Below are 14,109 nucleotides of genomic sequence, written 5' to 3'. Positions count from 1 at the left end.
GCCTTCACCCGCCCCGGTCCGCTGATCGGATCGGACGCGAAGCAGCTCATGCACCTGTTCGGCCAACCACGGCTCGACATTCGCGAAAGCACCATGCGCAAGCTGCAATTCGCCAATGGCCGCTGCGTGCTGGACGCCTATCTCTACCTCCCGCCGCAGGGGAAGGAGCCGCTCGTCACCCATGTCGATGCGCGTACGCTCACGGGCACGGATGTCGACCCCGCAAGTTGCTCTGCCGCCTTGCAGGCGAAATGATCTTTTCGATGGGAGAGGGAGGCGCTCCCGCGGAAGGCGGGAGCCCCGTTCATGCGCTTGAACAGGACAAGCGCTAGGCCAGCCGTTCCAGCGCCCAGCGAGCCGCCTCCGCCACCACCGGATCGTCGTCCGCCACCAGCGCCCGCAACCGGCCCGCCAACCGCCTGTCGCCACTGTTCCCCGCCGCGATGGCGGCATTGCGCACCATCCGGTTCCGTCCGATCCGCTTGATGGGGGAGCCTGAGAAAATCTCGCGAAAGCCCGCATCGTCCAGCGCCAGCAGGTCGCCCAGTTCCGGGGCCGCCAGCTCCGCCCGCCCGACAAAGGCGCGGTTCGCCGCCGCCGCGTCCGCGAACTTGTTCCACGGACAGACGGCCAGACAATCGTCGCAGCCATAGATGCGATTGCCGATCCCGGCTCGAAACTCCTCCGGTATCGGCCCTTTATGCTCGATGGTCAGGTAGGAAATGCACCGGCGCGCGTCGACCATATAGGGCGCGGGAAAGGCGTCGGTGGGGCAGGCCGCCTGACAGGCGGTGCAATTGCCGCAATGGTCCTTCTCCGGCGCATCGGGCGCCAGCGCGATCTCGCTGTAGATCGCCCCCAGGAACAGCCAGCTTCCATGCGCACGGCTGACGAGATTGCTGTGCTTCCCCTGCCAGCCCAGACCCGCAGCCTCCGCCAGCGGCTTTTCCATCACCGGGGCGGTATCGACAAAGACCTTGAGCGCGCCGGGATGCTGCTCAACCAGCCAGCGGGCGAGGGCCTTCAACCCCTTCTTGACCACGTCATGATAGTCGCGTCCCTGCGCATAGACCGAAATCCGCCCCCGGTCCGGCACATCCGCCAGCGCCAGCGGATCGCGCCCCGGCGCATAGCTCATCCCCAGCATGACGACGCTGCGCACGTCCGGCCAGAGCCCTTGCGGCGATCCGCGCTGCCCGGCGCGCTCCTCCATCCACAGCATCTCGCCATGATGCCCGGCGTCCAGCCATTGCCGCAGCCTTTCGGCCGAACGCGGCGCCGCATTGGCGGGCGCAATGGCGCAGGCGGCGAAGCCCAGCCGCAACGCTTCGGCCTTAAGCCGCTGTTCCAAGGTTTCGTTTTGCGTTGGCATGCGATGCGACTATCAGAGGCCGATGATCGGGGCTCCTCAACCGACCTATGCCGTCGAAGGGCGTGGTCTTGTCAAGACATTCGGTGATTTCCGGGCGGTGGACGGCATCGACATCGCTGTGCCCGCCGGGTCGATCTACGGCATTCTGGGCCCCAATGGCGCGGGCAAGACGACGATGCTGCGCACGCTGCTCGGCATCATCGATCCCGATGAGGGGCATCGCAGCCTGCTGGGCGATCCCGCGCCGCTGCGCCAGGCGCGCAATGTCGGCTATCTGCCGGAGGAACGCGGCCTCTATCCTTCGATGAAGGCGTTCGAAGCCATCGCCTTCATGGGCGCGCTGCGTGGCCTGCCGCTCAGGATCGGGCGGGAACGCGCCCGCGCCATGCTGGCGGACTATGGCATGGGCGCCTCCGCCGAAAAGCCGATCCGCCAATTGTCGAAGGGCATGGCCCAGACCGTGCAGCTTTTCGGCACCATCGTTCACGAACCGCGCCTGATCGTGCTGGACGAACCCTTTTCCGGCCTCGACGCCTTCAACCAGGGCAAGCTGGAGGCGCTGATCCGGGATCAGGCCCGGCGCGGCGTCACGGTGCTGTTCTCCACCCATGTCATCGCCCATGCCGAACGGCTGTGCGAGCGGGTCGCCATCGTCGCGGGCGGCCGCGTCCGCTTCGAGGGCACGGTGGACGACGCCCGCAACCGGCTGCGCCCGCAGGTGCGCCTGCGCACCCGCGCCAGCGATGGCGGCTGGCGCCGCGCCCTGCCCGCCGAAACCATGGCGCAGGATGGAACCTGGCATTTCGCCCTGCCGCAGGAGGGCATAGAACCGCTGCTGCGCGCCCTGCTCGACGGCAATGCCGGGATAGAAAGCCTGTCGATCGAACGCCCCGGCCTGCACGACGCCTTCGTCGCCATTGCGGGCGAGGCGGCCGCCCGGCAGATGCAGGACGACCAGCAGCGGGAGGAAGCGGCATGAGCGAACTGATGCGCGCCGCCTTCGTCATCGCCCGGCGGGATTTCACCGCCGTGGTGCTGTCGCGCACCTTCATCTTCTTCCTGCTGGGGCCGCTGTTCCCGATCGTCATCGGCATGGCGTTCGGCGGCCTGGGCGACAAGATTTCGACCACCGACCTGCGCCCGGTCGTCGGCGTCGCCATGTCCCCCGCCGATGCGGCGCGGATGGAGCGCGCCCATGCCCGGCTGGCGGAGCGCATGGGGCCGCAAGCGCTGCCGGCGCTGCGCCGCGTGCCGCTGTCTCCCGCGCCCCGCGTTCAGTTGGCCGGGGCGAATGCGGACGTCATGGTGATCGTGTCGGGATCGCCCGCCCGGCCGGTGATGACCGGCCAGCCGCAGGACATCCGGCGGCTGGAAGGGGACATCAGCCTGCTCGCCAGCGCCGCCGTGGCCGAAAAGTCGCTGCACATGGTCCAGGTGGAGGCGCAGCAGGTCGCCACCAGCGTCGGCGCGCAGACCCAGGGCAGGCTGGTGATCGGCCGGATCGCGCAGATCGTCGTCTTCTTCCTCACCATCCTGCTCGCGGGCATGATCCTGTCCAATCTGGTCGAGGAAAAGACCAACAAGATCATAGAGATCCTCGCCGCCGCCGTGCCGGTCGACGCGATCTTCCTGGGCAAGCTGATGGCGATGCTGGCGATGAGCTTCGTCGGCATCCTCTTCTGGGGCGGGACCGCCTTCTGCGTGTTCCTGGCATTGAAGACCCCTGGCGTCAGCCTGCCGGAGCCCGCCATCGGCTGGCCCCTCTTCCTGATGCTGGCCGTCATCTATTTCGCCATGGCCTATACGCTGCTCGGTTCCCTCTTTCTGGGCATCGGCGCGCAGGCGGCGACCGTGCGGGAGGTGCAGACGCTCAACATGCCCGTGACCATGGGGCAGATGCTGATCTTCTTCTTCGCCACCTATGCCGTCGACAAGATGGGATCGCCGCCGGAGGTCGCGGCGGTGATCCTGCCCTTCTCCTCCCCCTTCGCCATGATCGCCCGCGCGGCGCAGGTGGACACGCTCTGGCCCCATCTCCTGGCCATAGGCTGGCAGATGCTCTGGGTCGGCCTCATCATCCGCATCGGCGTGCTGCTGTTCCGCCGCCATGTGCTGAAATCGGGCGGCGGCTGGTGGAAGCAGCTGTTCAGAAGCGCGACAGGCTGACCCTGCTATGGCGGGGCCCATGAACCGGCGGCGCTTTCTGGGCATGGGCGGCTGTGCCGCGACGACGATCGTCCTCTGGCACGCCGGGCTGGGCAGGGCCGCCGCCTATCCTTTCACGCTCAGCGATGCCGAATGGCGCAAGCGCCTGAGCCCGCCCGCCTATCAGGTGCTGCGCAAGCGATCGACCGAATATCCCTTCACCAGTCCTCTCAACAAGGAACATCGCACCGGTATCTTCGCCTGCGCCGGTTGCGGGCAACGGCTTTTCAGCTCGAAGACCAAGTTCGACAGCGGCACGGGCTGGCCCAGCTTCTGGGCGCCGCTGCCCCGCGCCGTCGGCACTTCGCGCGATTTCGAACTGGGCTATCCGCGAACGGAGGTGCATTGCGCCCGCTGCGGCGGCCATCTGGGCCATGTGTTCGATGACGGGCCGAAGCCCACCGGCAAGCGCTATTGCATGAACGGCGTTGCGCTGGCCTTCGTCGCCGGCTGAGCGATCACCTTGTAGATGCGGAGCGGCCCCTTGGTGGGAACCGGCTGCAGCCAGCGCGGCGGCCGGTTGCGCTTCAACGCCGCGGCCAGGCCCTTCGGGAAGTCGGCGCGATAATGTTTGATCTCGTTCATCTCGTTGCAGATCAGCAGATAATCCGCGCCCCTGCCGCCATTCAGGCGCATGATGGTCGCAAAGGCCTTTTCGGGCGCTTCCGTGAAACCGTCGATGACCGCGGTGATGCCGGCGGCATTGCGGTGATGGGCCGTGCCGATCACGCTGTGCCCGGTTCGCACGAGGATGTCGGGCCCCAGATCGAGCGGCGCGAACAGGGTCGAGCGGGGCAGCGCCCGCAAGGGCGCCAGCAGCGCGGCCGTCCGGCAATTGACGGTTTCAGGCTGCTCCTTTTCCGCCGCGCCGCTCGTGATCAATATCCAGGCGCCGCACAGGCCCGCCGGGGTGAGCAATATGGCGACGCTCGCCGTCACCGGGATGCGCGCCACGGCCCTGCTCCAGCTCTGGATATGCTGAAAGATCGCCAGCAGCAGCCAGGCCGTGCCGGGCAGCGCCAGGACATGCGCCACCGACATGGCGCGCAGGACGAGGATCGCGACCGCCAGCGCTCCGGTCAGCAGCAGGGCAATGACGATCCAGCGGTCCCGCGCCTCCCTTTCCGTGGTGCGCCAGGCCGCGACGATCGTGCTGACCAGCCCCATGGCCGCCGGCAGCAGGATGATCCCCGCCATCAGAAGACCCTGTTCCCAGACCGGGCGGCCCTCCTTCACCTGGAGATACCATAAGCGATAGGCCACCGGACCGAGCGCCTTGAAGGGATCGCCGGAAAGGCAGGCTCCGCCGCTCAGCAGGAACACGCCGGCCGCCGTAACTCCTGCCGCCGCCGTCGCCATGAAGCGTCGCCGGACGCTGGTCGTGCCGATCAGGCGCAGGGCAAGCGGCATCGCCAGCGCAAAAGCCACGAGCGGCCAGATATAGGCTGCCGAAAGGCTGTCGCAATATCGGACCAGCGCCGCACCGGGGCCGCGCAGCAGCAGCAGGAGGAGGAGCGCGCCGCCGCCCAGCGTGGCGGCATAGGCGGCGATCCGCGCCGCCTCCCGCCGGTCGAACCAGGTCCGCAGGGCGAAGGCGCCGGCGAACAGCGCGGCATAGGGCAGCGCCTCGCTGGAAATCTGAAGCCACACCGCCAGCGCGAGGCCGGCCGTGATGCCGCCCCTCAGGCGACGGGCATCCAGTGCGCCGCACAGGGCCATGGCCGCCATCCAGATCTGCCACCCGTGATGGTCGATCCGGAACGGGGTGAACTGGACCAGGATGGTCGGCGTGGTCAGCAGCAGCGCAACCGCCAGCATCGGAACGAAGACGCCGCCGGCAGCGCGCCGCGCCGCCAGGAAGACCGTGCCCGTCAGCCCGCCCAGCAGCAGCAGCGGCACCAGCGCACAGGCGGCGACTTCGGCCCTTGCAGGCCCAAGCAGCGGTTGCAGCATCAGAATCAGCGCGGCGATCGGCATGTCGACGATGCGCGACCAGTGCATCGGTCCGCCCGCCGGCGGGTTTACCCGGTGCTGGCTGACGTCCCAGAAATCCTGGCCATGCAGCCAGTCGCGGACCTGTTGCAGCCGCATGGCGTCATCGGGATCGCGGAATTCGAGCGTGGTCAGCCCGTTGCGGAACAGCCAGAGCATGACCGCGCAGCACAGGGCCCAGAGCAGCAGGACCGCCACGCCGATCTGCCAACCGGCGATAGAGGCTGTCTTGGGAAGGCGGCCGCTGTCAGGCGCGGGCGAAGATGCCATATTTCCGGATCGCATAGACGGACAGGAAGCTCACCGGCACGGCCGCCAGCTTGGCCATGGCGGGCGGAAGCCCCAGGCTGCTCAGCCCGCCCACCAGTCCCATGGTGATCGCCATGCCGATCAGGGCGCTGAGGATGAAGGCGATCCGCTGTCCATGCGTCGCCGGCTGCTGCATGTCGAACACGAATTGCGTGCTGATCATCCAGTGCAGGACCAGTCCGCCCGAATAGCCGCCGAACGCAGCAATGGCAGGCGGCACGCCCAGCCGGTGGAACAGCATGAACAGAGCGAAATCGGCCGACAGCGCGCAGATGCTGGCCAGAAGATAGCGCGTGAAGGTGAAACGGCCGAGGACGGCGTTGAACGGCCCGGCCATGCTCCGCACCCAATGGGGCATGGGGTTCAGGCCGCCTTCAGACGATTGGGCACCAGCCTTTCGCTGGCGAGCGCGGCGCGCCGGCCGGCTGCGTCCTGCCCTTCCTCGCCCGCTTCGTGATATTCGGCATCCTCATTGACTGCCCAGATGTCGTAAAGCTGCTCGCCCGCCTCGATGTTGCGGACCGTCAGCATCGCCGTCATCATCGCATGGTCCTGATTATTGTAGCGGTGCATGCCGTTGCGGCCGACCAGATGCAGCGTCGGATAAAGCCGCTGCAATTCGGTGCGCATCGCAAGGACATTGTCGGCATAGCCGTCATCATAGACCGGATAGGCCTTTTCCTGCCGCACCACCGCGCCGCCGACGACATCGGCGGGGTCGCACAGGCCCAGGGTCGCCATTTCCTTCTTCGCCAGTTCGATCAGATCGGCGTCGCTCGACGACCAGAGGCCATCGCCCTCGAAGCAGAAATATTCCAGGCCGACGCAGGCCAGATCGGGGTCCGGCACCATTTCGGGGGACCAGCTCCGAAAATTCTGGATGCGGCCGACCTGCACCTTCGGATCGTGTATATAGATCCAGTTGTCGGGGAAGATGTCCTCGCCCTTCACCATCAGCGCCACGGTCAGGAAGTCGCGATATTTGAGGTCCATCGCCTGGCCCAGCGTCGCGGGCAGCGGACGGATGCGGCCGGCCAGCTCGCGCATCGGGGCGGAACTGATGACATGGCCGGCGGTGATGGCGATTTCGCCGTCCGGGCCGCGCGCCATCATGCGCCAGCCGCCGCTCGCCTGATCCTGCGACAACTGCTCCAGGCTGTGCGCCATCAGCACGCGGTTGCCCCGCGCGACCACGAAGTCGCGGGCCGCTTCCCACATCATGCCGGGGCCAAGGCGCGGATAGCGGAAGCTTTCCAGCAGCGTCTTGGTCGCCATGCCGTCATTGGGCTTTTTGTTGAGGCCCAGGGATCGTCTGAGGCCGTCGGTCACTGCGCCCCAGAGCGACAGGCCCTTGATGCGCTGCGCCGCCCAGTCCGCCGACATCTCGTCGCAGGGCATGCCCCACACCTTCTCCGTATAGGTCTTGAAGAAGATCGAGAACAGCTTGTGGCCGAAGGCGTTGACCGTCCAGTCCTGGAAGGAACGGACATCGCGATTGGGGAACAGCTTCGCCTTGGCGAAGCTCGCCATGCAGAGCGCCGATCGCCACAGCCCCAGATTGCCGAGCGCTTCGAAGGCGCGCAGCGGATAGCTGTAGAATTTGCCTTCATAATAGATGCGGCTCATCCGCGGGCGCTGGATGAAGTCGTCGGGCAGTATCTCGTTCCAGAGGTCGACGACCTCCTTCGACTTGGAAAAGAACCGATGGCCGCCAATGTCGAAACGGAAGCCGTTCAGTTCCACCGTTCGGCTGATGCCGCCGACATAGACCGGGTCTTTTTCGATGATGCTGACCGAATAGCCCTTCTTGGTCAGCAGATAGGCGGCCGTCAACCCAGCCGGCCCCGCGCCAATGATGGCGACATCCACATGATGGTCGTTCTGCGGCATCCAAGGCCCCCCGTGAAATCCTTCGCCGGTTTAGGTGAAGGAAATCTTCTAAGGAGTAGTTAATAGCCGGTAACAATGCAAGATAAGGCAAGGCCGGCGGCCATGGTGAGCCGCCGGCCTCCACTCTTTTCAAAAGAGGCGGATCAGCCCTGGCGCTGTGCCTGGATCAGCGTGTTGAGGTCCGTGCGGGCGCCGTCGAGCGCCTCGCCGAAACAGGCGCGATAGTCCGGCGTGGCGGGCAGGATCGATCCGTTCATCCAGCCGCAGACCTTCTTCGCCGCCTTGGTGATGCGGGAGTCGGCCACGCGGACGCCATGGGTGCTGGCAAGGTTCAGGTCGGCCATCGACACGGCGATGCTGCGGGTTTCCGTCCCGGTGCGGCCGTCGACCACCACGTCCATATCGTTGATGCCGGCAAAGGCATTTGCTGCGGGCAAGGCAAGGGTCATCGCGGCGGTCAGCGCCACCAACGTCTTTCTGGTCATCCTGTATCTCCTGTCGAACTCTTATCGGATCTGCCCAACGCCTGACGTGGGAGTAGGGTCCTCTTCTAAATAGGCTTCGCGAAGGCATATGAAAAGGGGCCACTTGGCAGAAAGTGGCTGAAAACCGCTATTTTTGCGGATGCGAAAGGATCGGCGCCCTTTCGCATCCGCATCAATCGCCCTTAGTGGCGGAAGTGGCGCATGCCGGTGAAGACCATCGCCAGACCCGCCTCGTCAGCAGCGGCGATCACTTCCTCGTCGCGGATGGAGCCGCCGGGCTGGATCACCGCCGTCGCGCCCGCCTCGACCGCCGCCAGCAGGCCGTCGGCAAAGGGGAAGAAGGCGTCCGACGCAACCGCCGAACCGATGGTCCGGGCCTCCGCCCAGCCGGCCTTTTCCGCGGCATCCTTCGCCTTCCATGCGGCGATGCGCGCGGATTCCAGACGGTTCATCTGTCCCGCGCCGATGCCGGCGGTGCTGTTGCCCTTGGCATAGACGATGGCGTTCGACTTCACATGCTTGGCGACGGTCCAGGCGAACAGGCAGTCGTTCAGCTCCTGCTCGGTAGGCGCGCGCTTCGTCACCACCTTCAACTGATCGCGGCTGACGCGGCCATTGTCGCGGCCCTGCACCAGCAGACCGCCGGCAATGCTCTTGATCTGGAGGCCGGCACGGGCCGGATCGGGCAGGTCGCCGGTCAGCAGCAGGCGGAGGTTCTTCTTCCTGGCGAAGATCGCCTTCGCGTCCTCGTCCGCATCGGGGGCGGCGACGACTTCGGTGAAGATGCCGCTGATCGCCTCGGCGGTCGGACCGTCAAGCGGGCGGTTGACGGCGATGATGCCGCCGAATGCCGACACGCTGTCGCAGGCAAGCGCGGCTTCATAGGCTTCGATCAGCGTGGCGCCGGTGGCGACGCCGCAGGGATTGGCATGCTTGACGATCACCACGGTCGGCGGGCCGTCGCGGAACTCGCTGACCAGCTCCAGCGCGGCGTCGGCGTCGTTGTAATTATTGTAGCTGAGTTCCTTGCCCTGGATCTGCTTCGCCTGGGCGATACCGTTGGCCGACGGGCCGACGGGCAGGTAGAGGGCAGCCGATTGATGCGGGTTTTCGCCATAGCGCAGCGTCGAACCCAGCGTGCTGGAGACCGAGAGGCTTTCGGGGAACTGCACGCCCTGATCGGCAAAGGCGAACCAGCTTGCGATCATCGCGTCGTAAGCGGCGGTGGCGGCATAGGCCTTGGCCGCGAGCATGCGGCGGAAGTCGTAGCTGGTTGCGCCGCCCTTCTCCTCCATTTCCGCGATCAGCCGGGCATAGTCGGCGGGGTCGGTGACGATGGCCACGCTTTCATGATTCTTCGCGGCGGAACGGACCATGGAGGGGCCGCCAATGTCGATATTCTCGATGATCTCCTCGCGCTCCGCACCCTTGGCGACGGTGGCGGCGAAGGGATAGAGGTTGACGACCACCAGATCGATCGCGCCGATGTCGTGCGCCTGCATGGAGGCGACATGATCGGGATTGTTCCGCACGGCGAGCAGGCCGCCATGGACCTTCGGATGCAGCGTCTTGACGCGGCCGTCCATCATTTCCGGGAAGCCGGTGAGGTCGGAGATGTCCCTGACCTCCAGACCCGCCTCGCGCAGCGCCTTGGCCGTGCCGCCGGTCGACACCAGCTCGACCCCATGCCTGCCCAGCGCCTGACCCAGTTCGATGAGGCGGGACTTGTCCGAAACGGAAAGAAGGGCGCGCTTGATGATGACGTCTGACATGGAGGTGCTTCCTGCTGCTGTTCGGGTGCCGCTCAGGCTTGCCGCAGGCCTCTAGAGCGATTCCGAGTGAAAGGGAACATTCGCCGTCCCGGAAATCGCGGCAATCGCCATGGGGCAAGCCGGCCACCCCATTGCACGGACCGCGAGGCGCTCAGCTCACCTTTTTCAGCAACCACCCCACGGTCGAGCCGCCCGGAAGGGCCTCGCTGGTGACAGCCAGCTGCTTTGTGCCATGGGGACGGCCTTGGGCATCCACCCACAGGCTTTCCTCGATTGCCAGCTTCCCCGCATTGGCGCGGAACTGCCATGTCGCGCCGGTGTCGATGCGCAGCAGGGCGCCCATGCCGTCGGCGGTGGGCGTGGGCTCGACGCCGGGGGCGAGGTGGAATCGAAGCTGGACCGGCAGCTTCACCGGCTTGCGCCGCCGCACCGCAGGCGTCAGCATGTCCTCGCCACGGATTTCCTTGCCGTCCGCGCTCATCAGCAGCAGGCGGCGGTGGACATAGCCCATGCGCCGCACATAGCCGTCATGGCTGAGGTCGAGGCGGCTGCCGCTTTCCGTCTCCTGCCGGTTGATCTCCACCTCTGTCACGCCCTTGCCCAGCGTGCCGTCGGGCAGCAGGGCGGTGGAATTGCTGTCGTCCAGCACCAACGTGCTGTGCGCCGCGGTGGTGCGCAGCCCCTGCGCCAGATCGCGCGGCATCCACGCGCCCTCCAGCGCGGCGCCGCCGCAGTTGACGATCAGCCGTTGCTGCCCGTCGCTGATCTCGACCGCGCCGGTGGAGGCGCAGCCCGCATCGGCCAATTGGGCGACGGGGGGCGGGGCGGCATCGACCTGCACCACGGTGCCCCCGGCGGCGAGCCGCTGATAGCCCCAGCCATTGGCCTGCCGCAGCGGACGGGCGCGCACGCGGCTGGCGCGGATGACGGCGTCGATGGTGGCGGGATCGATGGCGCCCGCACCCTGCCAGTTGCCAAGCCCGCCATCGCCATGGGTGAGGCCGAGCAGGGCCGGCACGGCCTTGGCCAGTGCCTCCTTCAGCAAGGCAGGCGTCTGTTCGCGGCGCACTTCATAGACGGCGGCGACCATGGTCAGCAGCATGATCGCTTCCAGCTGGTCCAGCGGCGAGCGCGAGATGATGCCGCCGTCGCCATGGAGGCCGCTGTCGAGCGCGCGCTTGAGGCCGGCTTCTCCGAACAGCTTGCGCGCCGCGCCGCCCGGCAGCAGCATCGACGCCGCGACGATCCCGCCCCAGGCGACCAGGCGCGGCAGGCCGACCGGCGCCTTGTCCGCGCTGCGGTCCAGATGACGGGCGGTGCGGGCGATGCAGTTCAGCACCAGGGAGCGATAGACGAGGTCGCTCGACGAAAGGATCAGCGGCGCATAGGCCGACCAGAAGAGCAGGCGCCAGCCCGCATTGTCGGCGCGCCATGCGGGTTCGCTGGGCGTGTCGGCATGGGCGGCGAGCCATTTGCGCATCACGCCTTCGGCAATCGGCGCGGCCTGTTCGCGGGTGGCCACGGTGGCAAGGTCGCGCAGCCAGTGGAAGCCGTGCAGATAATCGGCAAAGCCCGCCGTCACGCCCGGATTGGCGAAATCCAGCCTGTCGAGAGGCAGTTTCAGGCCTCGGAACAGGAAATAGCCGGCGCGGATCGCCTGACCCGCATGGGCGTTGCCCGGGATTTCATCGTCGGGCACGGCAAGCAGCTTGAGCGGATATTTGCCCTTCAGGCGGCGGCCGTGGATCGGCGTCTTCCAGCTCAGCAGATAGAAGCGGTTGGCGATGCGCTGCGCCAGCGAAAGCCCCTTGTCATCCGCGATGCGGATGAGCCGCTTGCCCTGTTCGATCCCGTCCTCCGGGCCGGGTCCGGCCTCCTCGGGGGCGGAATGGGGGGAAGGGCGGCGGCGGTCGCTCACCCGCCGCGCAGCGTCCGGATGTTGTCGGCATAGGCGGACGGACCGCCCCGGAAGGTCGCGGTGCCGGCCACCAGAACGTCGGCGCCCGCCCCGATCGCCTGTGGCGCGGTGGCGAAGTCGATGCCGCCGTCCACCTGCAGACGAATGTCGCGGCCGGACTTCTCGATCATCTTCCGGATCGCCTCGATCTTGCGGAGCTGGCTGGCGATGAAGCTCTGTCCGCCGAAGCCGGGATTGACGCTCATCACCAGGATCAGGTCGACATCGTCGATCAGGTAATCCAGCATCTTGGCCGGGGTGCCGGGGTTCAGCACCACGCCCGCCTGCACGCCCAGCGACTTGATGTGCTGGATGGAGCGGTGGATATGCGGTCCGGCCTCCGGATGGACGGTCAATATGTCGGCGCCCGCCTCCGCAAAGGCGTTCAGATACTGGTCCACCGGGGAAATCATCAGGTGGACGTCGAAAGGCTTCTTCGTGTGCGGACGCAGCGCCTTCACCACGCCGGGACCAATGGTGATGTTGGGTACGAAATGGCCGTCCATCACGTCGATATGGATCCAGTCCGCACCCGCTTCGTCGATGGCGCGGACCTCCTCGCCCAGACGGGCGAAATCGGCGGACAGGATGGAGGGTGAGATCAGGATCGGGCTGGTCATTTGACCATCGGCCTTAGCCTTGGCCGCAAGTCAGGGCAACGCCCGATTAACGCTATCCACAGGCTTTTGGCGACAGGCGTCGGCGTGCGGACTCGCCCGGCCTGTCAGGACAGGATGAACAGCGTGGGATCGAGGCCGGTCGACGGCCTGGAACCCCTGGACAGGAACTGCTTGACGCCGTGCAGCGCAACCACCTGATTTCGCTGGATGATGGGCGCGGCGATCAGGCGCATGGCGCATTCGCCGCCGTCCGCCGGGCGGATGTCGACGTCCACCGTGAAGCCGCGCCTGTGGCGTATCGCATAGGCGCGCAGCTGCTCCATCGCGGCACGGCTTTCGGGCGTGTAGAGCGACACGGCGAGCGGGCGGGGGACCGTCATCCCGCGTTCCAGCCCGAAAATGTCATAGACCCCGTCCGTCCAGTTCAGGCTGTCGTCGCTGAGGTCGCAATGCCACAGGCCCAGGCCGCGCTCCGCCAGCGCCCCATCGTCGCGGGCGATCCGGTCGTCCAGCATCACCGGCGCAAGATGGTCGCGCAACGCATAGAGCGGCCAGCTATGGTTCAGGGGAAGGGGCTCGGTCGGGCGCAAGGCAGGTCTTTCTGAATGCCGGATCGCACCATAGGGTTGCTTGGTTAAGGCTTAGTGGATCGTATCAGCCTTGCAACGAAAAAGCCGTCGGTTCCGCCCTGCGCGGCAAGGCTGTCCGGCAGGGTGCGGACCCATCCTTGCGCCGTCGGCACGATGCTGTCGGGCAGCTCGGCGGGCGTCGCGGGCAGCGGACTGAAATCCGGCCGGGCGTCGATGAAGCGGGCGACCTGCTCCTCGCCCTCGGCCCGTTCGAGCGAGCAGGTGGCGTAGATCAGCGTGCCGCCCGGCTTCAGCCATGCCGCAGCGCGAGCCAGCAGTTCGGTCTGGAGTTCGGCCAGCTCCGCGATCTGGCGCGGGCCGATGCGGTGCAGCACGTCGGGATGCCGGCGGTAGATGCCGGTTGCGGTGCAGGGCGCGTCGAGCAGGATGGCGTCGGCCGCCCCATCGGGTTCCCATGCGCGCAGGTCGCCCTGCACGACGGCGGCGGAAAGGCCGGTCCGCGCCAGATTTTCGCCCAATCGTTCAAGGCGCTTCTTCGACTGGTCGACCGCCGTGACGCGCCACCCCGCGGCGGCAAGCTGCATCGTCTTGCCGCCGGGCGCGGCACAGAGGTCGAGGACGTGGCGTCCCTCGCCCACGCCCAACAGGCGCGCGGGGGTGGAGGCGGCCAGATCCTGCACCCACCAGGCGCCTTCGCTGAAGCCGGGCAGGTCGGGGATCGCTGCACCTTCGGGCAGGCGGACATGCCCGGGGGCAAGGCTCCGGCCGTTGAGCGCTTCGGCCCAATGCGCGGTCCGGGCGGGATCGCGAAGGCTGATGTCGACCGGCGGACGCTGGGCATAGGCGTGCGCGGCGGCCTGCGGCATGGCGTCCCCCCATTGCGCGGCCCAGCGGCTGGCGGTCTCCGGCGGCAGGGT

14 protein-coding genes are annotated in these 14,109 nt (G+C 67.1%); 4 read left to right on the top strand and 10 right to left on the bottom strand.

Features of this window, described 5'->3' with window-relative positions; all coding sequences use genetic code 11:
- Window positions 1-255: hypothetical protein (locus tag K7W03_RS24005; RefSeq protein WP_222887537.1), on the top strand; the 255-nt coding region annotated here is incomplete at its 5' end.
- A 73-nt stretch (window positions 256-328) separates the two neighbouring features.
- On the opposite strand, the gene queG is transcribed toward K7W03_RS24005, so the two are convergent.
- The gene (queG, locus tag K7W03_RS24000; RefSeq protein WP_226870455.1) at window positions 329-1,351 is read right to left on the bottom strand and encodes a tRNA epoxyqueuosine(34) reductase QueG; all 1,023 of its coding nucleotides are present in this window, start codon (window positions 1,349-1,351) and stop codon (window positions 329-331) included.
- 43 nt (window positions 1,352-1,394) lie between these two features.
- Between queG and K7W03_RS23995 the strand changes: the two genes are divergently transcribed.
- Genes K7W03_RS23995 through msrB form a run of 3 tightly spaced genes read left to right on the top strand, consistent with a single transcriptional unit; the run spans window position 1,395 to window position 4,031 of the window.
- A complete protein-coding gene (locus K7W03_RS23995; RefSeq protein WP_025548255.1) occupies window positions 1,395-2,351 on the top strand; it encodes an ABC transporter ATP-binding protein in 957 nt (318 codons plus the stop codon).
- Window positions 2,348-3,538: an ABC transporter permease gene (locus K7W03_RS23990; RefSeq protein WP_222887535.1), complete on the top strand. Its 1,191-nt coding sequence runs from the start codon at window positions 2,348-2,350 to the stop codon at window positions 3,536-3,538. The genes K7W03_RS23995 and K7W03_RS23990 overlap by 4 nt, the downstream gene beginning before the upstream one ends.
- A gap of 19 nt (window positions 3,539-3,557) precedes the next feature.
- Window positions 3,558-4,031, top strand: a complete 474-nt coding sequence (gene msrB / locus K7W03_RS23985) for a peptide-methionine (R)-S-oxide reductase MsrB (protein WP_048576416.1) — start codon at window positions 3,558-3,560, stop codon at window positions 4,029-4,031.
- On the opposite strand, the gene K7W03_RS23980 is transcribed toward msrB, so the two are convergent.
- The 9 genes from K7W03_RS23980 to K7W03_RS23940 form a co-directional block, all read right to left on the bottom strand.
- Window positions 3,989-5,839 (bottom strand): hypothetical protein, encoded by a 1,851-nt coding sequence (locus tag K7W03_RS23980; protein ID WP_222887534.1) that lies wholly within the window; start codon window positions 5,837-5,839, stop codon window positions 3,989-3,991. The two genes, msrB and K7W03_RS23980, sit on opposite strands and share 43 nt — an antisense overlap.
- Complete coding sequence (locus tag K7W03_RS23975; RefSeq protein ID WP_222887533.1) at window positions 5,817-6,236, bottom strand: GtrA family protein; 420 nt, start codon at window positions 6,234-6,236, stop codon at window positions 5,817-5,819. The genes K7W03_RS23980 and K7W03_RS23975 overlap by 23 nt, the downstream gene beginning before the upstream one ends.
- Window positions 6,237-6,241: 5 nt before the next feature.
- A complete protein-coding gene (locus K7W03_RS23970) occupies window positions 6,242-7,768 on the bottom strand; it encodes an NAD(P)/FAD-dependent oxidoreductase (RefSeq protein ID WP_222887532.1) in 1,527 nt (508 codons plus the stop codon).
- A 143-nt stretch (window positions 7,769-7,911) separates the two neighbouring features.
- On the bottom strand, window positions 7,912-8,253 hold the full coding sequence (locus K7W03_RS23965; RefSeq protein WP_044661200.1) for a UrcA family protein: 342 nt from the start codon (window positions 8,251-8,253) through the stop codon (window positions 7,912-7,914).
- Between the two features lie 182 nt (window positions 8,254-8,435).
- The gene (purH, locus tag K7W03_RS23960) at window positions 8,436-10,025 is read right to left on the bottom strand and encodes a bifunctional phosphoribosylaminoimidazolecarboxamide formyltransferase/IMP cyclohydrolase (protein ID WP_222887531.1); all 1,590 of its coding nucleotides are present in this window, start codon (window positions 10,023-10,025) and stop codon (window positions 8,436-8,438) included.
- Between the two features lie 151 nt (window positions 10,026-10,176).
- On the bottom strand, window positions 10,177-11,943 hold the full coding sequence (locus tag K7W03_RS23955) for a heparinase II/III family protein (protein ID WP_222887530.1): 1,767 nt from the start codon (window positions 11,941-11,943) through the stop codon (window positions 10,177-10,179).
- Window positions 11,940-12,602, bottom strand: coding sequence for a ribulose-phosphate 3-epimerase (rpe, locus tag K7W03_RS23950; RefSeq protein WP_048576387.1), 663 nt, complete (start codon window positions 12,600-12,602; stop codon window positions 11,940-11,942). Before rpe ends, K7W03_RS23955 begins: the two co-directional genes overlap by 4 nt.
- 104 nt (window positions 12,603-12,706) lie before the next feature.
- Entirely contained in the window at window positions 12,707-13,192 is a 486-nt protein-coding gene (locus tag K7W03_RS23945; RefSeq protein ID WP_222887529.1) for a diguanylate cyclase, read from the bottom strand.
- Between the two features lie 44 nt (window positions 13,193-13,236).
- The coding region (locus K7W03_RS23940; protein WP_222887528.1) for an RsmB/NOP family class I SAM-dependent RNA methyltransferase at window positions 13,237-14,109 on the bottom strand (873 nt) is incomplete at its 5' end.

Source organism: Sphingobium sp. PNB, assembly GCF_019873065.1.
Classification (GTDB): domain Bacteria; phylum Pseudomonadota; class Alphaproteobacteria; order Sphingomonadales; family Sphingomonadaceae; genus Sphingobium; species Sphingobium fuliginis.
Note: the sequence above shows the minus strand (reverse complement) of the source record. Positions and strands in the feature narration are given on the sequence as shown.

Excerpts from the sequence above, each read along its gene's own strand:
- K7W03_RS23995 (WP_025548255.1), top strand. The coding sequence starts at position 1,395 with ATGATCGGGGCTCCTCAACCGACCTATGCCGTCGAAGGGCGTGGTCTT.
- K7W03_RS23990 (WP_222887535.1), top strand. The coding sequence starts at position 2,348 with ATGAGCGAACTGATGCGCGCCGCCTTCGTCATCGCCCGGCGGGATTTC.
- msrB (WP_048576416.1), top strand. The coding sequence starts at position 3,558 with ATGAACCGGCGGCGCTTTCTGGGCATGGGCGGCTGTGCCGCGACGACG.
- K7W03_RS23980 (WP_222887534.1), bottom strand. The coding sequence starts at position 5,839 with ATGGCATCTTCGCCCGCGCCTGACAGCGGCCGCCTTCCCAAGACAGCC.
- K7W03_RS23975 (WP_222887533.1), bottom strand. The coding sequence starts at position 6,236 with ATGCCCCATTGGGTGCGGAGCATGGCCGGGCCGTTCAACGCCGTCCTC.
- K7W03_RS23970 (WP_222887532.1), bottom strand. The coding sequence starts at position 7,768 with ATGCCGCAGAACGACCATCATGTGGATGTCGCCATCATTGGCGCGGGG.
- K7W03_RS23965 (WP_044661200.1), bottom strand. The coding sequence starts at position 8,253 with ATGACCAGAAAGACGTTGGTGGCGCTGACCGCCGCGATGACCCTTGCC.
- purH (WP_222887531.1), bottom strand. The coding sequence starts at position 10,025 with ATGTCAGACGTCATCATCAAGCGCGCCCTTCTTTCCGTTTCGGACAAG.
- rpe (WP_048576387.1), bottom strand. The coding sequence starts at position 12,602 with ATGACCAGCCCGATCCTGATCTCACCCTCCATCCTGTCCGCCGATTTC.